The following is a 23,325-nucleotide window of genomic DNA, read 5'->3' on the forward strand; positions in this document are numbered from 1 at the left end:
CCCGAACACCATGAAGCCTCTCCGTTCCCTTGTCACGGCGCCCCTCAAGGCCTTCTCCGAGCTGAAGCTGCTCGGCGTGCTGCTGGTGGCCAACCTGTGCGTGGCGCTCGTCCAGTCCGCGCCCCTCCTCCTCCCCGCGCTCGGCCACTTCGGGCACTCGCTCGCCGGGCAGGGCCGTCCCTTCCCCTCGCCCGAGGCGCTCGTCGACTTCAGCAAGCTGCTCGCCCAGGGCGGCGGCCCCTTCCTCGCGGGCCCCTTCCTGCTGGGCTTCCTCTTCTCCATCGCCCTCCAGCCCGTGCTGGCCGGCGGCATCGTGTCGCGACTGTGCTCCCAGGAGCGCTTCTCCCTCACCGACTTCGCCCGCACCTGCGCCGGCCAGCTCGGCCGCAACCTGCGCCTGCTCGGGTGGGCCTTCCTCGGACTGCTGCCCCTGGTGGGCCTGGCGGTGCTCGTCACCGTGCTCATGGCCCGCGCGCAGAAGCCCACCCTGTTCACCCTCGAGGGCGAGCAGTGGGTGCTCGACAGCCCCTTCTCCTTCTGGAGCGTGGCGCACCTGGCGCTGCTGGGGGTGCTGTTCGCGCTGTGGCGCTCGAGCTTCGACCTGGCGCGCGTGCAGCTCTTCGCGGAGGACCAGCGCAAGACGCGCCTCGCGGCCTGGCGCGCGCTCAAGCAGCTGGTGCGCTCGCCGGGGGCACTGCTCGGCTACCTCGTCCTGGGCGTCGCCGGCCTGCTGGCGGTACTCGCCTTCGCGCGGCTGCACGCGGCCGTGGAGGTGACGAGCACGGGCAAGGCCTGGCTGGCCCTGGGCGTGGCGCAGCTGGTGGCCGTCGTCCGGTTGGGCTTCTCGGTGGCTAGCACAGCCTTCACCGTGGACGTCTACCGCGCCATGGCCCCGCTGCCCGTCCCCGCGCCCGAGGAGAAACCCGCTCCCGCCGCCCAGATGCCCGCGCCCGGGGCCGAGGTGCCCGCCCCCGAGGAGGGAGCAGGCGAGCAGGCGCCGTCGCCCACCGCACCGAGGACCGCCGAAGCCGAGTAACGCCGCGAACACGTGCGGTGTCACGGAGTGAGCTGTCTTTCAGCGAAAGCTCAACCCTCCCTGGAGCGTGGCTTGTCCCTCCAGGACCAATACCCAGACTACGTGCCCCCTGCTCCCCATAGGAAGGTGGACATGCGTCGGTATTGGACCGGTGTGTCTTCGTTGCTCTCAATCTGTGCTCTGACAGGTATTGTCGCCTCCCCCACAGCGGACGCGGCGGAGTCCGCCACGTGTCAGCCCCTCACCCTCATCAAGAACATCGCTCCGGGAAACGCCAGCTCCATCCCGGACTACGACGTCCAGCCGCCGGCTGTCCGCGGCAAGACGATCTTCTTCACCGCCCGGGACGGCACGACGGGCCTCGAGCTGTGGCGCAGCAATGGCAAGGAGGGCGACACGGCCCTCGTGGCCGACCTTTTCCCAGGCGCCAAGGATTCGGATCCACGCTCGCTGACGGTGCTCGGCGACACGCTCTACTTCACCGCCGATGACGGCGCCCACGGCCGCGAGCTGTGGAAGACGGATGGAACGTCCGAGGGCACCGTGCTCGTCCGGGACCTGCGGGCCGGCACCGAGGGCTCGGGAGCGACGTGGCTGACGGCCGTGGGCAACACGCTCTTCTTCGTCGCCGATGACGGCGTGCACGGCCCCGAGCTGTGGAAGAGCGATGGCTCCGAGAACGGCACGCAGCTCGTGTCGGATCTCCTCCCCGGTGAAGCGGGCTCGGGGCTGAGCGCCCTGGCCGTCTTCAAGGGAGCGCTCTACTTCGCGGCCGATGGTGGGCCCAACGAGACCGAGCTCTGGAGGAGCGACGGCACGGGCGCGGGCACCGAGCGCGTCGCGGTCGTCCGGGTCGTCGAGAGCGATCCCAGTGAGGAGATCATCCAGGGGCTGATGCCCGTGGGAGACCGGCTCTACTTCTTCGCCGGGTCCGATTACGCCAAGCGCTGGGACCTGTGGAAGAGCGACGGGACGGGGCCGGGGACGGTCCGCGTCAGCACACTGGCCCTGAGGGCCTCCGACTACTCGGTGGGCCCCGGGACGATGGTGCCGGTGGGCAACACGGTCTACTTCCTCGGGGGAGCGGACGGCTCGCTGTGGCGCAGCGACGGCAGCGACAAGGGCACGCTGGTGCTCAAGCCCTCGGCCAACGCCCGCTTCCTCACGGCGCTCAACGGCAAGCTCCTCTTCTCCGCCTGGGATGACGCGAGCGGCTTCGAGCTGTGGCGCAGCGACGGCACGGTCACCGGCACGGTCATCGTCGACGACCTCCGCCCCGGCAAGGACAGCTCGGCGCCCTTCTGGATGACGGTGGTGGACGACAAGGTCCTCTTCAGCGCCGAGACGGCGGAGTACGGCCGCGAGCTCTGGACGAGCGATGGCACCCGCGAAGGCACGGCGATGCTCTACGACGCCGTCCCCGGCACGGGCTCGCTCGCGCCCTCGATGCTCACGCCCGTGGGCCCGCGCGTCTTCTTCGTCGCCGGAGACAGCACCACCAACACCGAGGGCACCGCCGGCGTCGAGCCCTGGTCGCTCAACGACTGCACCCCGCCGACGCTCGTCTGCCCGTCCGCGGTGACCCAGGAGGCGAAGAGCTCGACCGGCACGAGCGTGAGCTACCCAGCCGCCACGGCCACCGACAACAAGCCCGGCCCCGTCACCCTCAGCTACACCCAGCGCACGGGCGACACCTTCGGGCTCGGCTCGAGCCAGGTGACCGTCACGGCCACGGACGAGTCCGGCAACAGCGCGGAGTGCACCTTCTCCGTGAAGGTCCGCGACAGCAAGGCGCCGCAGCTCAGCTGCCCGGAGGACCAGAAGAGCTGGAGGACGACGCGCTACGGGGCGAACGTGGAGTACCCGCCCGCGATGGCTTCCGACTCGGTCTCCGTTCCGGCCCTGGCCTACAACCCTCCGTCCGGCAGCGACTTCCCGGTGGGCATCACGCCCGTCATCGTCACCGCGACGGATGCGGCCGGCAACAGCTCGCGCTGCTCGTTCCACGTGGCGGTGAGCCGGCAGTACGCGAACAACGGCTGCGGCTGCGGAGCGGCCTCCGGCAATGAGGCGCTCGGCGGGTTGCTCCTGACGGCCCTGGCGGTGCTGGGCTCGCGCCGCCGCAAGGCCCAGGCGTAGCGCTTGCCCTCACGCGGCGCCCCTCCGGAGACGGGGGTGGCGCCGCGGTCAGGCGGTGCGTGGCAGCCGCACGCTGAAGGTGGTGCCCTCGGGGACGCTGGAGCGCACGTCGATGGTGCCGCCATGGGCCCGGACGACGTGGTCCACGATGAAGAGCCCCAGCCCGATGCTGCGGCCTCCCCGGTCGGACTGGTCCCCGCGCCGCATGGGCTCGAAGAGGTGGGCCAGGACCTGGGGCGGAATGGGCTCGCCCTCGTTGTGGACCTCTAGCACCACCGCCTCGGCCTCCGAGCGCGTGCGCACCCTCACCCGCGTCCCCGCCGGGCTGTACTTCAACGCGTTGGTGACCAGGTTCGTGATGAGCTGGGCCATCCGGTCCGAGTCCCACGTGCCCCGGTCATCCCCCTCCAGCTCGAGCCGTACCTCGCGATCCGGATGGGACATGTGGACCTCCTCCACCACCAGCTGCAGGAGCGGATGCAGCTCCATGGGCTCGCGGTGCAGGACGATGCCCCCGCCCAGCCGGGCCTGCGTGAAGTCGAGCAGGTCCCTCACCATGCGGATGGCGCGCTCGGCCGAGGAGTGGATGCGCACGAGCGTCTTGAGGATTTTCTCGTCCAGGCCCTCGCGGCGCAGCAGCAGCGATACGCCCAGGGAGATGGCGGTGATGGGGTTGCGCAAGTCGTGGCTGACGATGCCGATGAGCTGCTGCTCGAACTCCGAGCGCTGCTTCTCCTCGGCCCGGGCCTGCGCTTCCATTCGCTTGCGCTCGGTGATGTCGCGGAAGAACACGGCCATGCCCCCGTCCCGCATGGGGAAGGCGCTGACGTCCGTCCAGAGTCCATGAGGCGCGTAGTACTCCTCGAAGTGCACCGGCACCCGCTCGTGCATGACCCGGTGGTACTCGACCCAGTACTTGCTCTGCGGATTCGCGACCAGCGGCCAGAGATCCCAGAGCTTGCGCCCCAGGCACTCCTCGCGCCGCGTGCCCGAGAATCGCTCCTGGTTGCGGTTGACGAGGACGATGCGGAAGTCGGCATCGAGCACGAACAGGGCGTCGCCGTGCTCCACGACCTCCAGGGCAAGCTCGAGCTGGGTCTCCGCGAGGCCCGTGCGCAGCACCTGCTCGTCGAGGCGCTTGCGGATGTCCTCCTTCTCCACCGCGTTGCGCACGGCGCGGTAGAGGCTCTCGGCCGTCACCTCCCCCTTCACCAGGTAGTCCGAGGCCCCGCCCTTGAGCGCCTTGACGGCGATGCGCTCGTTGCCCCGCCCGGTCACCATCACCACGGGCGGCCGCCGGAGTCCCTCCCCCAGCTCCAGCCTCCGGAGGAACTCCAACCCGTTGGCGCCCGGGAGCTCATAGTCCAGGAGGACGCAGTCCACCGCCTGCTCCCTGCAGACGAGCAGCCCCTGCTCCGTGTCCTCCGCCTCGAGGAAGTGGAAGGCGTACTCCTCCACCTGCTCCAGGTAGGAGCGGAAGACGTGCCGGTCCTCCGGGCTGTCGTCCAGGAGGAGCATCGTCACACGGCGCCGCAGGCTCATCCGCGCGCACCCTCCCGGCTGTCTCCCGGAGGGAGCACGATGTGGTCCAGCCAGAAATCCTTGAAGAGCTGAATCATTCGCTCGAACCTGGACAGGTCCACGGGTTTGAGGAGATAGCCGCTCGCCCCATGGGCGTAGGCGCTCTGCACGTCCTTGGGATTGTCCGAAGTGGAGAACACAATGACGGGGATGCTCTTGAGCTGTGCATCGCCCTTGAGGTGCTCGAGCACCTGCCTGCCGTCCAGGCCAGCGAGGTTCAGGTCGAGCAGGATGAGGCCCGGGCGAGGGGCCGTCTCCGCGTCCGCGTAGCGGCCGGTCTGGTGGAGGAAGTCGAGTGCCTCCTCGCCCTCCGAGCAGCGGTAGAGGGGATTGGGGATGGCGGTGCTCCGGAAGGTCATCTGGAGCAGGTCGAAGTCCTCGTCGTTGTCCTCCACCACGAGGATGGGCAGATCGCGTTTCACGGTGCCTTCTCGCTGCCCAGGGTGAAGAAGAAGGTGGTGCCCACGCCGGGCTGGGACTCCAGCCAGATGCGGCCGTTGTGGCGCTCGATGATGCGCTTGACGATGGTCAGCCCCGTGCCGGTGCCCCCGCCGTATTTGTCGCGCCCGTGCAGGCGCTTGAAGATGCGGAAGATGGCCTCGGTGTACTCGGGCTTGATGCCAATGCCGTTGTCGCGCACGGAGTAGATGGTGCCACCCTCGGGCGTGCGCGTGGCGCCGAGCTCCACCCACTTCTTGTCCTTGTCGTTGTACTTGATGCCGTTGGTGATGAGGTTGGTGAAGACCTCGGCCATGCGCACGCGGTCGCAGCGCGCGGGCGGCAGGGGGAGGGGCACGCGCACCTCCACCTGGGCCTCGTCGATGCGGGGCTCGAGCAGCTCCAGCACCTGGGCGAGCAGCTCGTTGAGATCCGTCTCGCGCAGGGAGAGCTCGGTGCGGCCCACCTGCGCGTAGTGCAGCAGCGAGTTGATGAGGCTCTCCATGCGCTGCGTGAGCCGCACCACCGTGTCCAGGCGTGTGCGGTTGCCGGGCGCGAGGTGCGTGGACTCCTCGCGCAGCACGAGGCTCGTGTAGTTGTGGATGCCCCGGAGCGGCTCCTTCAGGTCATGGCTGGCGGCGTAGGCGAAGGAGTCCAGCTCCACGTTGCTGCGCTCCAGCTCCGTGTTGAGCTCGAGCAGCTCCTCGCTGCGCTGCAGGACGATGTCGATGATGTTGCGGCGCAGCTCCTGGGCCGCCTCCACCTCGTAGTCCTTCCAGGGCAGGCTCCGGCCCCGCACCGTCTCCTGCCAGAGCGCGAAGGACTTGCGCGGGTGCAGCCGCGGCTGATCCGCGCCCATGTCCACCGGCTTGTGCGGGTTGCCGCCCCACTCCACCGTCTGCACCACCTCCGGGCGGAACCACAGCACGTGGTTGTGACGGCCGCGCGACATGGAGGCGGCGATGAGCCCGGCCGCCACGTCCTTGAAGGCCTCGGCCTCGGGGTACTCGCGCGACAGACAGTGGGTGCGGAACACCTCCTGCGAGTCCGGCCTCTCGCCCAGCCAACGGATGAGGGCCTGGAGCTGCTCGTCCGAGGGCGCCTTGCCGACAATCGTCGTCGCGCCGTTGAAGTAGACGGCCGCGCCGCTGGCGCCGGTGAGCTCGAGCAGCTCGGGCGGCGGGTGGCACAGGCCCTCGGCGAAGTCGAGGTTGCGCGTCATCCGCTCCAGCAGCCGCGCCTGGACGGACCTGGCCCGGATGCGCTGGTCATGGTCCTCGTGGCCCTCCTTCGCGGGGATGAAGGAGGACATGAACTCGCCCACGAACTCGCACGCCGTGCGCACCTGGTAGGGAATGTACTTGGGGCCGGAGAGGTGCGTGCAGGAGATGAGCCCCCACAGCCGTCCCTCCTTCATGAGCGAGATGCTCATGGAAGCGGTGGCCCCCATGTTGTGCAGGTACTCGAGGTGGATGGGAGACACGCTGCGCAGCACGCAGAAGGACATGTCCAGCGGACCCGCCGCCTCCTCCTCCGGCCACGCGAGCATGCGCGCGGGCACGTAGTCGACGGTGGGGATGATGCGCAGCCAGCTGAGGGTGTAGAGCTCGCGCGCCTGGCGCGGAATGTCCGAGGCGGGGAAGTGCAGGCCCAGGTACGGGTCCGCCTTCTCCACCCGGTCCTCGGCGAGCACCCGGCCGTTCCACTCCTCGTCGAAGCGGTAGACGATGACGCGCTCCAACCCGGTGAGCCGGCGCACCTCGCGGGCGGCCTCCTCGCACAGGGCCCGCAGGTCCTTCGCGTCGCGCAGGCGGGCCATGGCACCGCGCGCCTGGTGGTAGAAGCCGAAGAAGGGCAGCGCCTCCTGCTTCGACGAGGGCTCGAGTTCCAGGAAGAGCCGCCCCTGGTGCCGGTGCGCGATGCCGTTGAAGGGGCGCTCGCGGCCTTCTCCCCGGAGGGTGAGCTCGAGGGGATTGTTGTCCTGGAGCCGCTCCGACAGGAGGCTCGCGCGCACCCCCGGGGCCTGGGACTCGGGCAGCAGGGATTCGAGCGTGCGGCCCAACAGGGCCCGGGCCTCCACCCCGATGAGCTCTCCGGCGTTCTCACTCACCTGACGGATGGTGAGCGAGGGCTCGTGGAGGACGAGCAGCACGCCGTGCGGCTGGACGGCCCCTGGGATGTGAATGGGCTCCTTGTCGCAGTTGGTGAGATCCACCACGCGGCCGGGCACGGCTCCATCCGTCTTCATCTCGCCTCCTCGCGCCAGACTTCGCCTGAGAGCCACCTGCCACCGGCCACGCCTCACCGCCGTCCCCTATAGGCCGCTTGGAGCCCCTCCAGACAGGCGGTCTGGAGAGGCGGTATCGCACCGGAGGGTAAACGTCCACATCCCATCACCCAGGGAAGGATTGGCCTGGAGGCCCATGGAGGAAGGCGTGGAGAGCTTCACCGGTCCGAGCGAGATGCATGCGCGCGTGCGCGCCCACGACTGGGCTTCCACCCCGGTGGGCCCGGTGGAGACGTGGCCCGAGAGCCTCAAGGCGCTGGTGCGCACGCTGCTCGTGTCGCGCTACCCCATGGTGCTCACCTGGGGGCCGGAGTACACGCAGTTCTACAACGATGCCTATTCGAAGCTGATCGGCGACAACCACCCGGCGGCGCTCGGCCTCGACATCCGCATCACCCTGGCCGCGGCATGGGACACGCTCGGGCCGATGATTCGCGAGGTGATGGACACCGGCGTGGCGAACTGGACGCCCGCCCTGCCCCTGCTGCTGGAGCGCTCCGGCTACCGCGAGGAGTCCTACTTCAGCGTCTCCCACGCGCCCGCCGAGGATGACGAGGGGCGCATCACCGGCATGCTCGCCGTCTGCTCCGAGGTGACGCAGCAGGTGCTCGGCGAGCGGCGGATGCGGCTGCTGCGGGAGCTGGCCTCGAGGACGAGCGAGGCGCGCAACGTGGAGAAGACCTGCCGCGATGCCACCGCCGCCATCGCCGAGCACCCGCTGGACGTGCCCTTCGCGCTGCTCTACCTGCGCGGCCCGGAGGGCCAGACGCTCCTGCGCTGCGGCGCCATCGGACTGGACGAGCACGCCCCCGTGTGTCCCGCCCGCGTGGAATGGGACGCGGACGGCGAGGGCATCTGGCCGCTGGCGCGCGCGATGGCCGGAGAGACGGTGCTCGTCGAGGACGTGGAGCGCCGCTTCACGCTGAGGGGCGGGTTGTGGAAGGACCCGGTCCGCTCGGCGCTGGTGATGCCCATCGCGTCCTCGGGACAGACGGGCCCGCTCGGCGTGCTGGTGGCGGGGGTGAGCCCCAACCGCGCGCTCGACGAGGGGTACCGCTCCTTCTACGAGCTGCTCGTGGGCCAGGTGTCGGTGGCCCTGCGCAATGCCCGGGCCTACGAGGAGGAGCGCCGCCGCGCCGAGGCCCTCGAGGAGCTCGACCGCGCCAAGACGGCCTTCTTCAGCAACATCAGCCACGAGTTCCGCACGCCGCTGACCCTGATACTGGGGCCCACCGAGCACCTGCTCTCGGGAGGCGCGGGGCCCCTGCCCGAGGCCGTCCACTCCGAGCTGGGGGTGCTCCACCGCAACGCGGAGCGGCTGCTGCGGCTCGTCAACTCGCTGCTCGACTTCTCCCGGCTGGAGGCGGGCCGCATGGAGGCCAGCTACGCGCCCACGGACTTCGCCACCTCCTGCGCCGGGCTCGCGAGCAGCTTCCGCTCCGCCGTGGAGCGCGCGGGGCTGAAGCTCATCGTGGACTGCCCTCCCCTGTCCCAGCCCGTCTACCTGGACGAGGAGCTCTGGGAGAAGGTCGTCCTCAACCTCGTGTCCAACGCCTTCAAGTTCACCCACAAGGGGGAGATCTCCATCCGCGCCCACGAGCACGACGGACGCGCCGTGCTCGTCGTGCGGGACACCGGCACGGGCATCCCCGCCTCGGAGCTGCCGCGCATCTTCGAGCGCTTCCACCGGGTGAAGGACGCGCACGCCCGCACCCACGAGGGCACGGGCATCGGCCTGGCGCTGGTGCGCGAGGTGGTGGAGCTGCACGGGGGCCACGTGAGCGTGGAGAGCACCGAGGGCCGGGGGACGGCGTTCACCCTCGAGCTGCCCTTCGGCTCGGCGCACCTTCCCGCCGCGCGCCTCCGCGCCGCCCGCGGCCCGCCCTCCACCGCGAGCGGCGCCTCCCCCTATGTCCAGGAGGCGCAACGCTGGCTGCACGAGGAGCCCCCGGCAACGCAGGTGCCCGGCGCGCAGCTGGCCCGGGCGCGGGTGCTGCTCGCGGACGACAACGCGGACATGCGCGACTACATCCGCCGGGTGCTGTCCGCGCACTTCGAGGTGGAGGTGGTGGCGGATGGACAGGCGGCCCTGGAGTCGGCGCTGGCCCACCCGCCGGACCTCGTGCTCTCGGACGTGATGATGCCGCGGCTGGACGGCGTGGGCCTGCTGCGCGCCCTGCGAGCGGCCCCGCATACCAAGGAGCTGCCCCTCCTCCTGCTGTCGGCCCGCGCTGGCGAGGAGGCCACGCTCGAGGGCCTCGGGTCCGGAGCGGATGACTACCTCGTCAAACCCTTCTCCGCCCGCGAGCTGCTCGCCCGGGTGCACTCCAACCTCGACCGTGTCCGCATGCGCCGCGAGGTGGCCCGGGAGCGCGCCCACGTGGAGACCCTCATGGAGGCCATCCGCGCGCGGGATGACTTCCTCTCCGTCGCCTCGCACGAGCTGAAGACGCCCCTGGCCGCCTTCCAGCTCAACCTCAACGCCATCGAGCGGGGATTGAGCACCGTCTCGGAGCACAACGTCGGCGGCCGGCTGGACGTGGCGCGCCGCTCCGTGCGCCGGCTGGCGCGGCTCATCGAGACGCTGCTGGACGTGTCCCAGCTCACCACCGGACGCATGCAGCTGGTGCCCGCGCAGGTGGACCTGGCCGAGCTCGTCGCCGAGGTGGTGGCCGAGGTCCAGGTGGACGCCCGCCGGCTGGCGACGCCCCTGTCGGTCCGCCTCGAGAGCCCCCTGGCCGGCCACTTCGACCCCGACCGCATGGAGCAGGTGGTGCACAACCTGCTGTCCAACGCGCTGAAGTTCGGCCAGGGACGGCCCGTGGAGCTCACCCTGCGCTCGGAGGGCCCGGTGGTGCAGCTCACGGTGGTGGACCACGGCATCGGCATCCCCGCGGCCGACAGGGCCCGCGTCTTCGAGCGCTTCGAGCGCGCCGTGCCGGTGCGCAACTACGGCGGGCTCGGGCTCGGGCTGTGGGTGACGCGGCAGGTCGTCGAGGCCCACCACGGGCACATCCTCATCGAGGAGACGCCGGGCGGCGGGGCGACCTTCCACGTCCGCCTGCCCCGCCAGGGCCGGCCAGGCAACCCGGGCTCCGCGCAGAGCTGACGTCTCCCGTCAGGAACGCCGCACGGTCCCGTCTCTCCGAGCAGAACGACCTATTCGCGCCCGGCCGACCCGGCCCTACACGCAAACCGACCTCCAACGTCAAAAGGCGGCCGGGTCACTCGGGCGCGAATTTCCCTTGGAGGGGCAGCACATGACGACGCACAACCCGGCCACCCCCACCACGCTTCCCGAGGCCCAGCGCGGCCCCGCGGAGAAGCTCCTGGAGCTGGTGCTCGGTGGCTCCGCGCACCTGTGGCACAACCGCCCGGGCCTGGCCGTCAACGGCACGTGGCATCCCGCGCAGGGCGCCAGCGAGGCGCTCGTGCGTCAGGGTACCCCGGTGAAGCCCGGCCTCTTCGTGCCCGCCGCGGTGCGCCTGTACCGCCAGCTGCTCGACATCTACAAGCTCAACACGGACCTCATGGCGCACTTCGCGTCCTACGCGCTCACCCAGACGGACTGGCGCGACCTCAAGGTGGCCACGTGCGCGCTGATGCTCGTGCAGGGCCACTCCGGCCAGCCCGTGCGCGAGGACGATGGCTCCATCGCGTTCCTCGACGACGACTTCCGCGCCATCGGCGCGGCCATGGTGCTCCACTACGAGCGCAAGTCCACGCGCATGCTCACGCCCAAGGCGGTGCTGCGAGTGGCCGAGCTGCTCGAGATTCCGGAGATCGCCCGCCTCAACCGCGAGGCCGGTTTCGGTGACCCCGCGTCCCGCAAGCCGCCGCTCGGCCGGTGGAAGGCCGTCGCCACGAAGTGGCTGCGCGTGCGTGAGCAGAACGTGCCGATGCTCCAGGGCCTGGTGAAGGCCGGCTACAAGGAGACGCTGAAGAGGATTGCCCGCAAGGCCGGTTACAAGCCGGTGTCGCAGGCCTTCTTCGAGGTGCTCGGCTGGAAGCAGAAGCAGGCGGACGCGGGCCACCGCTCGGTGGGCCTGGTGGGGCTCAACCTCGTGAAGCGCGAGCGCTTCGATGGGCTCTCGGAGGCGGAGATCTGCGAGTGGATCGAGCTGGAGCGCCTCTCCTACAAGGAGGTGGTGGGCCGGCTGCCCAAGGACCTGGGCATGACGCCGGCCATCATGGCGGCGCTCCTGCCCTCGCTGTCGGACCGGGATTTGCGAATGCTGACGCCGACGCTCGAGGAGTTGGGGTTGCTGACGGACCCCACCATCCGCGAGCGCTGGGAGAAGGCGGTGCGGACGGCCACGGACCAGCGGGCGCTCCACATCGCGAAGAACGTCCGCAGCCAGGAGCTGAAGGCGAAGCTGGAGGAGGCGAGCGACAACGCGGTGAAGGCCGCGGTGGCGGAGGCGACGGCGGAGACGGACGTGAGGGTGATGTTCCTCATCGACAAGTCCGGCTCCATGGAGGGTGCCATCGAGCAGTCGAAGGAGGCGCTGTCGCGAATCCTGGCGGGCTTCCCGCTGGAGAAGCTGCACATCGCGTCGTTCGACACGATGGGCACGGTGCTCAAGCCCAAGGCGGCGAGCCGGGCGGCGGTGCAGCACATGCTGCAGGGCATCAAGGCGTCGGGCGGCACGACGCACGCGGCCGGTGTGCATGCGCTGCACCGGGCGGGGATGCGGGTGCCCGAGGAGGCGAAGCTCATCGTCATCGTCGTGGGTGACGAGGCCGGTGAGGCGGGTGACCAGTTCGCCCGCGCCTTCCGCGAGTGCGGCTTCAGTGTGGCCGCGATGGCGATGCTGGTGAGTGTGGCCAGCGCCGCCAACCGGGGTAACACCGTGCGCACGTGCGCCAGCCAGCTCCGGGTGCCGTTCAGTGAGGTACAGGTGGACCAGTTCGAGGACCCGTACCAGGTCCCCCGTGTGCTCAAGGCGCTGATGGACGCGCCGGCGGCGACCGGGGCCAGCCAGTCCGGCTGGGTCGAGCGGGTGATGCGCACGCCGCTGCTGAAGGTGGCGTGACGCGATGAGCTGGCGGCGTGGGCTTTCATGTCCACGCCGCCCGCTCCATTTCCCTTCGGGGGAGGCGTGTCATGGACTACCGGAAGTTCCTCGGGAAGGTGGAGTCGGCGGTGCTGCCCTACTTCGGTGGGGCGTGCGTCGACGCGCCCTCGCGGCGGCTCCGCGTGTCCACGCCTCCCACGCCCGGCTGGTGGCGCTTCGAGGTGCAGGGGCGCACCGCCACCGCGCGCGAGCCGGCGGTGCCGGAGGGGCTCGACGGGCTGCCGCTCGTGCGGGGTCACCTCTGGGGCGCGCGGCTGGTGCGCGAGGGCGCCGTCGCCGAGACGGTGCTGCTGCTGCCCGACGAGGAGCCTCCGCGTTTCTCTCCCGTGCGCGCCCGGCGCTGGCATGACGGCTCGCTCGTCTTCGAGGCGCTGGAGTTCGAGGGCGAGGCCGAGGGCAGCGCGCGGCGGGTGCTGGAGGAGGGCCGGACGCTCGCGGAGGTGAAGGCCGTGCCGTCCTCGCTGCGGGCCGCCTTTGGCTACGCGGTGCTGGAGGGTGCGTCCCGGGCGCTCGGCATCCGCTTCTCCCCCGCCGAGGTGCGAGGCCAGGTGCTGTCCGTGGCCGAGGGAGGCCATCCCGCGGCCGAGGCCCGTCTGCGGGCACTGGCCATCGAGCGCGATGCGCACGTGCGGTCGGTGGAGGCGCGGCTGGTGGAGCTGGAGACGCAGCGGCGGCGCGAGGAGGAGGCGGCGCAGCTCCAGACGGAGCTCGCCCGGATGCGGAGCCATCCGCGTCACGTGGAGTGGCAGGCGCAGGGGCTCACGCGGGTGGAGCGGGTGCTGGCATCGGCGGGCGCGCGGATGCTGGATTCGCGGCGGCTGGGCAACCAGCGGCTGGAGGTGACGTTCAGCTTCATGGACGAGCGCTTCATCACCATCGTCGAAGTGGGCACGCTGCAGGTGGTGGACGCGGGCATCTGCCTGGCGGGTGCGGACCGGGAGGTGACGCTGGAGAGCCTGCCGTCGGTCATCCGCGAGGCCATCCGCAACGACGTGCTGGTCATCACGAGGCACGCATAGGACAACCCCCCTCTCCCCCGGGAGAGGGGCGGGGTGAGGGTGCCATGCATCCGCGTGAAGTCTGTGTGCTCATCGGCCGCGACAGCGTGGTGCTGTGGAGCGATGCCTCGGACAGCCCCGTGGCACTGCCGGACTCCCGCGAGCGCTGGGAGGCCATCTGGCGGCTGCGGGGCGAGCTGGAGGAAATCGCTCACAGCCACCCGGTGGGGCCGCTGGGCTTCAGCACCGAGGACGAGACGACGATGGAGGCGCTCACCGTGGCGCTCGGCCGGCCCCTGCGCTTCTCGGTGGTGGCACCCGACGGCATGGTGGTGCGCGAGGGCGGCCGGGACATTCTCCTCACCGACGAGCCCGCCTGGGCTCCGCGCCTGCGGGCCGCGTCCGGGATGCTGTATGGGCCTGGCGCAGCCGCGTGCTGAGCGCGCACCCACCTGCCCAGGCAAACGACAGTTGGTTTGACAAGCGATTGGAGGAGCGCGGGCCCTTCAAACCGTGGTTGAGTCCGGCCATGCGAAAACTCCTCCTCCTGTGGTGCTTGCCGCTGTTCGCCTGCGCGACGACGGCGTCCGTCCAGACCCCGCCTCCGGCCGGCGCCAGCGCGTTGCATCGGGTGCAGCGGGTCAAGGTCGCCGAGGGTGTCGAGCTCGAGCTCCTCGACTTCGGTGGCCAGGGACCCGCGCTCGTCTTCCTGACGGGCCGAGGCAACACGGCCCACGTCTTCGACGACTTCGCGCCCGAGTTCACCCGGGCGTATCACGTCTACTCCGTCACCCGCCGGGGGTACGGCTCCTCGAGCTGGCCCGAGCAGGGCTACGACACCGAGACCCTGAGCACGGATATCGTCCGGGTGCTGGACAGCCAGGGAATCGCGAAGGCGGTGCTCGTGGGTCACTCCCGCGCCGGGGAGGAGATCACCTGGCTGGCGACCCATCACCCGGAGCGCGTGGAGAAGGTGGTCTTCCTGGACATCCAGACCAAGGGCGATCTGGCGGCGGAACTCTATCAGGTTCTGCCCTTGCCGACCCCGAGTGAGCCCGACCCCGCGCTCCTGGCCTCGCGCGCCACGGTGGCCGCCGCGATCGCGCGCGGCCTCGGCGGGCCGTTGCCCGAGCACGAGCTCGACGAGACGATCGAGTTCGATCCGAAGACCGGGCGCTACCTGCGCGACCGCCAGCGGCCGGACGCGGATGCCCTGTTGACGAAGAGCGCCTTGAAGGTGGACTTCGCGGCCATACGGGCCCCCGTGCTCTACCTCCACACGGGTGAGCGTCCACCCGAGCGGGCAGAAGATGTCAACGGCTTCGCCCAGCTGACCCCCGCCCAGCAGGAGAAGCTGAGGGAAATGATCCCCAAGGGGATCCAGCGGGTGGCGGAAGTCCGCAACATGCCGGGCTGGAAGATCGTGCAGCTCGAGCACGCGGATCACTACGTCTGGATCACCAACCGCGACGACGTGCTGCGCGAGATGAAGGCCTTCCTCGGCATGTAGTGCTGACTCACAGCACTACCTCCAAGCGTTGCCACCCGGCCTCCACCACCAGTTCCAGCACCCCATTGCCCAGCCGGTGCGACCGCGCCCCCACCACCTCGCGCGGCGGGGGCAGCCCGTAGATGCGCAGCGTCTCCATGTCGCGCGCGAGAGGCAGTGAGCCCTCCGTGCTCCGCTCGAGCACGAAGCGGTTTCCGTCCCGGACTCCGAGCAGCCGCGTGAGCCGGAAGTCGCCGTAGCCCTCGCCCGCGTCCTCGTACAGGCGCGCCTCCACCCGCTCGGCCGCGTGCAGGTGCCAGGTGAGCCGGGACCAGTTGGCCGTCGTGGTGTGCAACGCGGGCTCGGTGAGGGCCAGCGCGCCTCCCGCCCGCAGCCACAGCGGGACCGTGCCCAGCGGCGCCTCGGCGATGACGTGCTGGCCGCCTTCAATCGGCTCCTCCGTGACAGCGAGGTTGAAGAACGGAAGCCATCGTCCCTCGGGCAGGTACACGAGCCGCCGCCGCTGGCCCTGGCGCACCACGGGGGCCACCAGCAGGTCCTTCCCGAAGAGGAAGGTGTCATCCGTGCGCAGGGCCTCGTCGTCCCCGGGCGCGTACATGACGAGCGGGCGCATCACCGGCAGCCCCTCCACGGAGGCCTCGTGCGACAGCGAGTAGAGCGTGGGCAGCAACCGGTAGCGCCGCCGCAGGCACTCGCGCGTGAGGGAGAGGTACGGCTCGCCGAAGCGCCACGGCTCCTGCGGCGGTGTCCCCTTGCCCGAGTGGTTGCGCAGCAGCGGGTAGAAGGTCCCCGCCTCCATCCAGCGCACGAGCAACTCCCCGCTCGCGCGGCCGAGGAAGCCGGGCACGTCCACGCCCGTGAAGGACACGCCGGACAGGCCCAGGCCCAGCAACATGGAGAGGGAGAGCTCCAGGTGCGCCCAGTAGCTGGAGTTGTCCCCCGTCCACATCGCCGCATAGCGCTGGATGCCCGCCGAGCCCGCGCGCGTGAGGACGAAGGGCCGCTTGTCCGGTGCCAGCTCGCGCTGTCCCTCGTACGACGCCCGCACCATGCCGAGCGCGTACACGTTGTGCACCTCCAGGTGGCGCTTGTCTCCGTGCCGCGCGTCGTGCGGCAGCGTGGGCCCCTCCACCTTGCCCAGGTGCACCGCCGGGGCCGTGTTGATGTCGAACGTCTCCCGGCCGTTGAGCAGCGTGAAGCACGCCGGCTCGTTCATGTCGTTCCAGAAGCCGGCGATGCCCGCCTCGACGAAGCCCCGGTGCTGCCGGCCCCACCACACGCGCACCGCCTCGCGGGTGAAGTCCGGGAAGGTCGCGGGTTTGGGCCACACCTCGCCCAGCAGCACGCTGCCCCGGTCGTTGCGCACGAGGAAGTCCCCCGCGAGCGCCTCGTCATACACGGGGTAGCCCGGCTCGGCCTTCACCCCCGGGTCGATGATGGTCACCAGCCGCACGCCCTGCGCGGCCGCCTCGTGCGCGAGCCCCGCCGGGTCCGGGTAGCGGGTGCGGTCCCACGTCCAGACCTTGTAGGCCTCCATGTAGTCGATATCGAGGTACACGCAGTCCAGCGGTAGCTCATGCGCGCGGTAGCCGTGGATGACGGTGCGCAGGTCCTTCGCGTTCTCGTAGCCCCAGCGGGACTGCTGCGCGCCCAGGCTCCACAGCGGCGGCAGCGGCGGGCGCCCGGTGAGGGCCGTGTAGCGCCGCACCACGTCCGCGGGCAGTGGCCCGGCGAAGAGGTACGTGTCGAGCTCGGGCCCGGCGGACTCCCACTGCACGAGCGAGGCGTCCTCGGCCCCCACGTCCACCTCCATCCGCCACGACTCGTCGAGGAAGAAGCCCCAGGCACGCCCCTCGCGCAGGCCGAGGCAGAAGGGAATGGACTGGTAGAGCGGATCCGTGTCCGGGTGGTGCGGCATCACGTCCGTGTTCCAGAAGACGAAGTGCAGGCCGCGCTTGTCGAGCGGGCCCACCTTCTCGCCGAAGCCCAGCCAGGCCTCGTCGGCCGGCGCGTACAGCGCGAGCCGCGAGCGGAAGCGGTCGACGGGGTAGTCCGGAAACACCTCGCCGGAGAAGTCCTCGCACCGGGCGAGCTCCCGGCCATCGGCATCGCGCAGCAGCCACGTGCCCCGGGCCAGCGTCACCTCCAGCGAGAGCTCCTCCGTCCCCACCACGACGACCCGGCCCTGCTCCTCGTAGCGGACCGAGAGCGGCAGCTCGCGCTGCTCCAGCACGGCCCAGGACTGCTTGGGCGGGAGCTCGCGAGGCCCGGGCGCGGTGTGTCGAAGGGCGGGCAGGTGGCGCAGGCGCAGCACGCCGGGCAACGGGCAACGCACCTCGAGCGCGGCGCGGGGGCCCCAGAAGATGACACGGGCCGATTCGATGGAGACGTCTTCGAGGCGCATGGCTGGCTAGGATGGGCCCATGAGCGCGGACCTTCCCGAGAACGATGGGCGGACGGATCGTTGGCAGAGTCTGGTCGCGGGGGCCTTCCTGCTGGAGGAGACCCTCTCCTCGAAGGAAGCGCCAATACAGGGGGCCGGCGCGACTCCCCCCGCCCTCCGCTACCTGGAGAGCCTGCTCGAGGTATTTCCCTCGAGCGTGGATCCCCTGGAGGACTTCGAGGGCTATGCCGTGCGGCGCATGGCCCTCGCCCTGCGGCACGCCCTGGAATCACAGAGCGGCCGCTGACGGTTGCGAAGCGCGGGGCCTCACACCGGACGGAGGTCGGAACGGACGCCCTCCGTCCCCGTCTGGGGCTGCTGCCCGAGCTTGTCCTCGACGGCCTTCACCCCGAAGGCGCTGGGGTCGAGCTGCTCGCTTCCCGAGAAGGCGCTCCGGGCGCGGCCCAGCAGCCACCCCAGGCCCTTCACCGCGTCGCGCAGAAGCCGCGCGGGCGCCTCGCGCGAGGCCAGCGGCGGGCTGAGCTGGTCGAGCTCCGCGTCCTTCATCGTCAGCTCCTTCACGCCCACGCCGTGCTCGTACACCATCTCGCCGCCCAGCCAGCCGGTATAGGCGGCGAAGGCGAAGGCCTTCAGTCCCAGCAGGCCGGTGAGGAGCGACGCGCGGTGGGTGGTGCGCCACGCGGCGATGCCGAACGCCCCCAGCACGACGACGACGTTACCCAGGCCGTGCAGGAACATCATGTCGCTGGTGTGCTTGTCCTTCTTCACCTCTTGCGAGGCGGCCATGCCGGCCAGGCCCGCCACCAGCCCGCTCGCCGCGGTGGTCCACCACAGCGACCGGGCCGCCTTGTCCAGCTTCCGGTCTCCGGTGAGCGCCGCCGTCAGGTCGACAACCACCGTGGACGGCAGCAGCGCCAGTGGGGCGTGGATCAACGTCGGGTGCAGCTCGTGTACGCGCATCTGCATGGAAAGCCTCCTCGTCCTGGGAACCTTGGGGCGCGCCCTCCGGCGGACAACCCGTCTCACCGGACTCCTGGAAGCCCCGTCCCCAGGCAGGGGGACTCCCAAGGGAGGGGCAGGCGAGGCACCAGCCCCCTTGTCGAAGGGGCCCGGCATGCGCAGACCACCGGCCACGAGGGCCCCACCCGGGAGGACACGGTGAAGTCGACGGGATTGCTGCTGGTGCTGGCCGGAGCCGGGCTCATCGTCCTCGGGCTGCTGGTGTACTCGGGCGCGCTGTCCTGGTTCGGCCGCCTGCCCGGAGACCTGCGCTGGGAAGGCGAGCACACCCGCGTCTACGTCCCGCTCGCGTCGATGTTGCTGCTCTCGGTGCTGCTCAGTCTGCTCGCCTTCGTGCTGCGGCGGCTCCTGTAGCACGCGCCTCCCCGTCGTCGCGGGGGCCGGATTTCCGGCCCCGGGAGCCACTTCGCACCCCGCGCGCTCACGCCACACGTCTCCGAATCCGAGCATCACGGCCTCGCGATGCTTACGCATTCGTCGAGTGGAGTTCACTCCACTCATCCAACGCTTGGATGGAGACACTGAAGTGCCCAGGCTTGGAGCCGCTCTCAAGGAGGAGCACTGAATGTCCAGCGAGTCGCAGCGCCCGCCGCAAGAGGCCGAACAGCAGAACACGGCCGAGATGATCGCCCCCACCGCCAATCCCCCTGGAGAAGCCCCCGCCTCCGTGACGCCCACCGGCGAGCGCGGTGGCCGCCGCAAGATGGGCAAGTCGGGGCCGCCGGGGCCCGCCATGAAGGGCCGCTCCGTCGCCAAGCGCAGCCCGGAGAAGAAGCGCCCGGCGCCTTCGAAGAAGTCGGCCGCGAAGAACACGCGCGCCACCACCAAGACCTTCCGCGAGAAGGAGGGCTGGGACACCAAGCCCAAGGTGGGCGGCCGTAAGCCCTCGGCCTCGCAGAAGAAGGGCCCCATCAAGAAGGCCGGCCCCGCCCAGAAGACGCTGGCCAAGCGCGCCGCCGGCAAGACGGCTCCGGCCGCCAAGCGCGCCGCTCCCGCCGCCAAGCGCGCCGCTCCCGCCGCCCGGCGTGGGGGTGCCGCCGCCAAGCGCACCACCGCGAAGCGCGCCACCGGCCGCCGCTAGCCGCCCGCCCCTCCCCTCACGGCCTGGCGAGGATGCGCCGCAGCTCGAGCCCCCGGCGGAACGCGCTCTCCTTCGTGGAGGAGACACACACCGCGTGGCCATCGAGCGCGCCGCACACCACCGCCTCCGGGTGGCGCAGGAAGGGCGCTAGGTACGCGGGGTGCACCACGTAGACGGTGTCGGGCTGGAACTCGCCGCGCTCGGCTTCCTGCTGGAGCGCGGTGCAGTACGCCTTCGCCCCTTCCGGGTCCACGCGCGCGAGGTACGCGCTGTTGAAGGTCATTCCCAGCGCGGCCGCCTGGTACGCGAACATGGGGCTGAAGGGCGCGCCCGCTCCGGGCCAGGGGCAGCCCCGGCCGTTGCCGTCGTGCAGCTGCGGCGGGAAGAGCGCGAGGTGGCGGTAGTCGTCCTTCATCCGCTGCCACTCGGCGGAGTGCAGCCGGTTCCAGGGCTGGCTCGGGAAGCGGTCCTTCACCAGCGCCTGGCCCAGGTCGAACACCTGCACGCCCACCACGAGGGCGAGCAACCCCGTCCCCACCCAGGGCCGGCGGCGCCACGCGCCCAGCACGAGCGCGAGCGCCCCCGTCAGCAGCGCGTAGTGCAGGGGCCAGATGAAGCGCCCCGAGGAGCGGAACGGCTCCACGTACCGCATCACCGGCTGGTAGAGCGGCTGCAAATCCATCACCGGCTGGCCGTGGAAGGTGACGCGGGCGGAGAGCGCGTACACGCCCAGCACCAGGCAGCACACCGCCAGGGGCACCGCGCGCTTCCACCCGGGCGTCCCTTCCGAGCGCCGCATGACCCGGAGCACCACCGCCGAGCCCACGCCCAGCGCGAGCAGCAACAGGACGCCCGCGCCCAGGTAGCCGAAGCCCTCGTACTGACCGCGCGCCGTGGGCCAGGTGGGCAGCAGCCGGGACCACTCCATGGGGTTGACGAGCGTGAGCAGGTCCGACGAGACGTCGCCGAAGCCCTCGATGCCGGAGGGGGTGCGCGTGCCCAGGTAGCCGAACAGCCAGAAGAGGGCGAGCAGCAGCGCCACGAGCCCGGCCAGGGCGAGCCCCAGCCCCCTCCAGGAGAGCGTCCGGTCCACCCACCGTAGCCGGGCGAGCGCCGCGACCCCGAGCCCCAGCGTCATGACGGACAGGTAGGGGTGGATGGTGGCGCTCAGCCCCACGAGGAGGAACGTCACCGCCACGGCGCGCCGGGCCGCCGAGGCCTCCGGCCAGTCGCGCAGGTTCACCCAGAGCATCCCGAGCAGGAGCCAGTGCGCGCAGAGGCTCTCGTGGCCCAGGCGCCACAGCAGCACGGGCGCGAGCGCGAAGAGCATGCCGCCCAGCAGTTGCGCGGGCCGCTGGGAGGTGAACAGCGCCGTCAGCCGGGAGCCCACGAAGCCCTGGAGGAAGAAGCAGAGGACGAACCAGAGCCCGACGTACTGGAAGGGAAAGGGCAGCAGGCCCGCGAGGGGACGCAGCAGCAGGGACACCAGCGGCGTGGAGTCCGTGAAGCCCACCGTCGTGCCGAGCGGGTACGCCAGGCTGGGAATGGCGCCCAGGGGGAAGCGCAGCGGCTCGTTGCGGAAGAAGAGCCAGCCCACCAGGTGCGTGGACCAGTCCCCCACCATCAACCAGTCCACCTGCCGCGGGTTGAGCGTCCGGTCTCCATGGCCCAGGAGGAACCAGAGCACCCCGAAGGCCCCGGCCAGCACCGCCGCCCCGTACTCCCGCACGCGAGCCCACACGTTCTTCACGGCTTCCCCTGTATCGCGCATCCGCTCCAAGCCCGGGCGGACCCTACTCCCAGGTGGTGGACGAGCGCGAGCCGTCTTGCCATGGTCCTCCCATGCGAATTGCTCGTCTGCTCACCCTCTCGGCGCTGGCGTTCGCGGCTCCCGCATCCGCGGGCCGCCCCCCCGCCAGGCACCCCATGAACAAGCCCTCCGACACCAAGCCCTCCGAAGCGAAGCCGTTCGACCTCGAGGCGGAGACGCGCGCCTGGCACCAGAAGCGCATCGCCAACCTCACCAGCGAGGAAGGCTGGCTCTCGCTCGTGGGCCTGCACTGGCTGAAGGAAGGGGACAACCGCTTCGGCTCGGCGCCGGAGAACGACTTCGTCTTCCCCGCGGGCACGCCGGCGCGCATCGGCACCCTCACGAGCAAGGGCGGCAAGGTGACGCTCACCCCCGAGCCGGGCGTCCCCCTCACCCGCGGCGGCCAGCCCTTCTCCGGCGGCGAGCTGGGCGAGAGCGAGAGCGACAAGGACGTGCTCGCGCTGGGCACGCTGCACTTCTACGTCATCCGCCGGGGCGAGCGGATCGGCCTGCGCGTGAAGGACTCGGAGGCTCCGGCGCGCAAGCAGTTCCACGGCATTCCCACCTGGCCGGTGAGCGCCGCCTGGCGCGTCGAGGGCCGCTTCGAGCCCGCCACCACCCCGCGCAAGCTGCCGGTGCCCACGGTGCTCGGCACGGTGGACGAGATGGACTCGCCGGGCACCCTCGTCTTCAAGGTGAATGGCGAGGAGTACCGGTTGGATCCCGTGCAGGAGCCGGGCTCGGAGCAGTTCTTCATCATCTTCGGGGACCTGACCAACCGCACGGACTCGTACGGCGCCGGACGCTTCCTGTACGCGGACCTGCCGAAGGACGGAAAGGTCGTGCTGGACTTCAACCGGGCCTACAACCCGCCGTGCGCCTTCTCGTCCTTCGCCACGTGCCCGCTGCCCCCGCCGCAGAACCGGCTGAAGCTGCGCGTCGAGGCCGGCGAGAAGCGCTACGGCGACCACTGACGCCCCCTGCCCCGCGAGGCCCCCGATGCCACCCTACGGCCCCCTGACCCGGCTCATCCTCGGCATCTCCCTGGGAGCGATCCTCCTGGAGGTGCTGGCCTACCGGTTCGTCCTCAAACGCCCGTACGGCTGGCGCTCCGCCCTGGCCTCGCTCCTCGTGAGCGTGGGACGCAACGTCGTCACCCGGGCCGTCCCCATCGCGGTCGCGCTCCCCGGCGCGGCCTGGCTCTACGAGCACCGGCTCCTCGATGCCTCCGGCCATGGCCCCGTGTCCTGGGGGGTGCTCTTCCTCGGCGTCGAGTTCCTCTACTACTGGTACCACCGGCTCGGTCACCGCTCGCGGTGGTTCTGGCTGTCGCACGCGGTGCACCACTCGTCCAACGAGCTCAACCTGCTCGCCTCGGGCCGGCTCGCCTGGACGTCGCAGATAGCGGGCGTCTACGCCCTCTTCGTGCCGCTGGCCCTGCTCGGCTTCACTCCCCAATCCATCCTCGCCGCGTACGCGCTCAACCTGAGCTACCAGTTCTGGATTCACGCGGACTGGATGCCGAAGCTGGGCCCGCTCGAGGGCATCCTCAACACGCCGTCCTCGCATCGCGTCCACCACGCGGCCAACCTCGGCTACCTGGATGCGAATTACGGGGGCGTGCTCGTCGTCTTCGACCGCCTCTTCGGCACGTACGTCCCCGAGCGCGACGACGAGCCCTGCCGCTACGGCCTGGTGCACCCGCTGACGACGAACAACCCGGTGAAGATCGCCTTCCACCAGTTCGGCCCGTTCCTCCGGGACGTGAGGAGCGCGCGCAGCCTGCGCGAGGTGTGGGGCTACTTCGCCGCTCCGCCCGGCTGGAGGCCGGATGGCAACAGCGAGACCACCGAGGATCTGCGGCGCGAGGCCGCGGCCGGGCAGCTCACGCTGGCCCCTTCCCCGGTCCACGAGGCGGGAGGAGCGGCCGCGGTGTAGTGCGA

The 23,325-nt window shown here is 70.8% G+C and carries 18 protein-coding genes; 12 read left to right on the forward strand and 6 right to left on the reverse strand.

Annotation, left to right across the window (positions count from 1 at the left end; all coding sequences use genetic code 11):
* Positions 1–10 precede the first annotated feature (10 nt).
* Together ACJ8AN_RS23440 and ACJ8AN_RS23445 are read left to right on the forward strand one after the other, a co-directional pair.
* Complete coding sequence (locus tag ACJ8AN_RS23440; RefSeq protein ID WP_407757674.1) at positions 11–1,036, forward strand: hypothetical protein; 1,026 nt, start codon at positions 11–13, stop codon at positions 1,034–1,036.
* 132 nt (positions 1,037–1,168) lie between these two features.
* Positions 1,169–3,175 carry an ELWxxDGT repeat protein gene (locus tag ACJ8AN_RS23445; protein WP_407757675.1) on the forward strand — a complete coding sequence of 669 codons (2,007 nt, stop codon included), beginning with the start codon at positions 1,169–1,171 and terminating at the stop codon, positions 3,173–3,175.
* 48 nt (positions 3,176–3,223) lie between these two features.
* On the opposite strand, the gene ACJ8AN_RS23450 is transcribed toward ACJ8AN_RS23445, so the two are convergent.
* From ACJ8AN_RS23450 to ACJ8AN_RS23460, 3 genes are read right to left on the reverse strand one after another with little or no spacing between them, the layout of a single operon-like run.
* Complete coding sequence (locus tag ACJ8AN_RS23450) at positions 3,224–4,717, reverse strand: ATP-binding protein (protein ID WP_407757676.1); 1,494 nt, start codon at positions 4,715–4,717, stop codon at positions 3,224–3,226.
* A complete protein-coding gene (locus ACJ8AN_RS23455; RefSeq protein ID WP_407757677.1) occupies positions 4,714–5,178 on the reverse strand; it encodes a response regulator in 465 nt (154 codons plus the stop codon). The genes ACJ8AN_RS23450 and ACJ8AN_RS23455 overlap by 4 nt, the downstream gene beginning before the upstream one ends.
* Positions 5,175–7,442: an ATP-binding protein gene (locus ACJ8AN_RS23460; protein WP_407757678.1), complete on the reverse strand. Its 2,268-nt coding sequence runs from the start codon at positions 7,440–7,442 to the stop codon at positions 5,175–5,177. Before ACJ8AN_RS23460 ends, ACJ8AN_RS23455 begins: the two co-directional genes overlap by 4 nt.
* Positions 7,443–7,617: 175 nt before the next feature.
* Here ACJ8AN_RS23460 and ACJ8AN_RS23465 point away from each other — a divergent pair, with 175 nt between their 5' ends.
* The 5 genes from ACJ8AN_RS23465 (at position 7,618) to ACJ8AN_RS23485 (ending at position 15,067) form a co-directional block, all read left to right on the forward strand.
* Positions 7,618–10,590: an ATP-binding protein gene (locus tag ACJ8AN_RS23465; RefSeq protein ID WP_407757679.1), complete on the forward strand. Its 2,973-nt coding sequence runs from the start codon at positions 7,618–7,620 to the stop codon at positions 10,588–10,590.
* Positions 10,591–10,741: 151 nt separating this feature from the next.
* On the forward strand, positions 10,742–12,517 hold the full coding sequence (locus ACJ8AN_RS23470; protein WP_407757680.1) for a VWA domain-containing protein: 1,776 nt from the start codon (positions 10,742–10,744) through the stop codon (positions 12,515–12,517).
* A gap of 71 nt (positions 12,518–12,588) precedes the next feature.
* Entirely contained in the window at positions 12,589–13,578 is a 990-nt protein-coding gene (locus ACJ8AN_RS23475) for a hypothetical protein (protein ID WP_407757681.1), read from the forward strand.
* Between the two features lie 44 nt (positions 13,579–13,622).
* On the forward strand, positions 13,623–13,997 hold the full coding sequence (locus tag ACJ8AN_RS23480) for a hypothetical protein (protein WP_407757682.1): 375 nt from the start codon (positions 13,623–13,625) through the stop codon (positions 13,995–13,997).
* An 89-nt stretch (positions 13,998–14,086) separates the two neighbouring features.
* Positions 14,087–15,067 carry an alpha/beta fold hydrolase gene (locus tag ACJ8AN_RS23485; RefSeq protein WP_407757683.1) on the forward strand — a complete coding sequence of 327 codons (981 nt, stop codon included), beginning with the start codon at positions 14,087–14,089 and terminating at the stop codon, positions 15,065–15,067.
* Positions 15,068–15,074: 7 nt separating this feature from the next.
* Here the strand turns inward: ACJ8AN_RS23485 and ACJ8AN_RS23490 are convergent, their stop codons facing one another.
* Positions 15,075–17,471, reverse strand: coding sequence for a glycoside hydrolase family 31 protein (locus ACJ8AN_RS23490; RefSeq protein WP_407757684.1), 2,397 nt, complete (start codon positions 17,469–17,471; stop codon positions 15,075–15,077).
* 19 nt (positions 17,472–17,490) lie between these two features.
* Here ACJ8AN_RS23490 and ACJ8AN_RS23495 point away from each other — a divergent pair, with 19 nt between their 5' ends.
* A complete protein-coding gene (locus ACJ8AN_RS23495; protein WP_407757685.1) occupies positions 17,491–17,757 on the forward strand; it encodes a hypothetical protein in 267 nt (88 codons plus the stop codon).
* A 20-nt stretch (positions 17,758–17,777) separates the two neighbouring features.
* On the opposite strand, the gene ACJ8AN_RS23500 is transcribed toward ACJ8AN_RS23495, so the two are convergent.
* Positions 17,778–18,437, reverse strand: coding sequence for a DUF2231 domain-containing protein (locus tag ACJ8AN_RS23500; RefSeq protein ID WP_407757686.1), 660 nt, complete (start codon positions 18,435–18,437; stop codon positions 17,778–17,780).
* Positions 18,438–18,629: 192 nt separating this feature from the next.
* Between ACJ8AN_RS23500 and ACJ8AN_RS23505 the strand changes: the two genes are divergently transcribed.
* Both ACJ8AN_RS23505 and ACJ8AN_RS23510 read left to right on the forward strand, forming a co-directional pair.
* Complete coding sequence (locus ACJ8AN_RS23505) at positions 18,630–18,845, forward strand: DUF2905 family protein (RefSeq protein ID WP_407757687.1); 216 nt, start codon at positions 18,630–18,632, stop codon at positions 18,843–18,845.
* 211 nt (positions 18,846–19,056) lie between these two features.
* On the forward strand, positions 19,057–19,572 hold the full coding sequence (locus ACJ8AN_RS23510) for a hypothetical protein (RefSeq protein ID WP_407757688.1): 516 nt from the start codon (positions 19,057–19,059) through the stop codon (positions 19,570–19,572).
* Between the two features lie 16 nt (positions 19,573–19,588).
* Here the strand turns inward: ACJ8AN_RS23510 and ACJ8AN_RS23515 are convergent, their stop codons facing one another.
* Complete coding sequence (locus tag ACJ8AN_RS23515; RefSeq protein WP_407757689.1) at positions 19,589–21,322, reverse strand: DUF6311 domain-containing protein; 1,734 nt, start codon at positions 21,320–21,322, stop codon at positions 19,589–19,591.
* A gap of 92 nt (positions 21,323–21,414) precedes the next feature.
* Here ACJ8AN_RS23515 and ACJ8AN_RS23520 point away from each other — a divergent pair, with 92 nt between their 5' ends.
* Positions 21,415–22,356 (forward strand): DUF1684 domain-containing protein, encoded by a 942-nt coding sequence (locus tag ACJ8AN_RS23520; protein WP_407757690.1) that lies wholly within the window; start codon positions 21,415–21,417, stop codon positions 22,354–22,356.
* Between the two features lie 25 nt (positions 22,357–22,381).
* Positions 22,382–23,320, forward strand: a complete 939-nt coding sequence (locus ACJ8AN_RS23525; protein ID WP_407757691.1) for a sterol desaturase family protein — start codon at positions 22,382–22,384, stop codon at positions 23,318–23,320.
* The last annotated feature ends 5 nt before the right edge of the window (positions 23,321–23,325 follow it).

The organism is Archangium sp., assembly GCF_045802675.1.
In the GTDB taxonomy this organism is placed as follows: Bacteria; Myxococcota; Myxococcia; order Myxococcales; family Myxococcaceae; genus Archangium.

Excerpts from the sequence above, each read along its gene's own strand:
- ACJ8AN_RS23475 (WP_407757681.1), top strand. The coding sequence starts at position 12,589 with ATGGACTACCGGAAGTTCCTCGGGAAGGTGGAGTCGGCGGTGCTGCCC.
- ACJ8AN_RS23525 (WP_407757691.1), top strand. The coding sequence starts at position 22,382 with ATGCCACCCTACGGCCCCCTGACCCGGCTCATCCTCGGCATCTCCCTG.
- ACJ8AN_RS23490 (WP_407757684.1), bottom strand. The coding sequence starts at position 17,471 with ATGCGCCTCGAAGACGTCTCCATCGAATCGGCCCGTGTCATCTTCTGG.
- ACJ8AN_RS23480 (WP_407757682.1), top strand. The coding sequence starts at position 13,623 with ATGCATCCGCGTGAAGTCTGTGTGCTCATCGGCCGCGACAGCGTGGTG.
- ACJ8AN_RS23465 (WP_407757679.1), top strand. The coding sequence starts at position 7,618 with ATGGAGGAAGGCGTGGAGAGCTTCACCGGTCCGAGCGAGATGCATGCG.
- ACJ8AN_RS23450 (WP_407757676.1), bottom strand. The coding sequence starts at position 4,717 with ATGAGCCTGCGGCGCCGTGTGACGATGCTCCTCCTGGACGACAGCCCG.
- ACJ8AN_RS23500 (WP_407757686.1), bottom strand. The coding sequence starts at position 18,437 with ATGCAGATGCGCGTACACGAGCTGCACCCGACGTTGATCCACGCCCCA.
- ACJ8AN_RS23485 (WP_407757683.1), top strand. The coding sequence starts at position 14,087 with ATGCGAAAACTCCTCCTCCTGTGGTGCTTGCCGCTGTTCGCCTGCGCG.
- ACJ8AN_RS23510 (WP_407757688.1), top strand. The coding sequence starts at position 19,057 with ATGTCCAGCGAGTCGCAGCGCCCGCCGCAAGAGGCCGAACAGCAGAAC.
- ACJ8AN_RS23520 (WP_407757690.1), top strand. The coding sequence starts at position 21,415 with ATGCGAATTGCTCGTCTGCTCACCCTCTCGGCGCTGGCGTTCGCGGCT.
- ACJ8AN_RS23470 (WP_407757680.1), top strand. The coding sequence starts at position 10,742 with ATGACGACGCACAACCCGGCCACCCCCACCACGCTTCCCGAGGCCCAG.
- ACJ8AN_RS23440 (WP_407757674.1), top strand. The coding sequence starts at position 11 with ATGAAGCCTCTCCGTTCCCTTGTCACGGCGCCCCTCAAGGCCTTCTCC.
- ACJ8AN_RS23460 (WP_407757678.1), bottom strand. The coding sequence starts at position 7,442 with ATGAAGACGGATGGAGCCGTGCCCGGCCGCGTGGTGGATCTCACCAAC.
- ACJ8AN_RS23445 (WP_407757675.1), top strand. The coding sequence starts at position 1,169 with ATGCGTCGGTATTGGACCGGTGTGTCTTCGTTGCTCTCAATCTGTGCT.
- ACJ8AN_RS23495 (WP_407757685.1), top strand. The coding sequence starts at position 17,491 with ATGAGCGCGGACCTTCCCGAGAACGATGGGCGGACGGATCGTTGGCAG.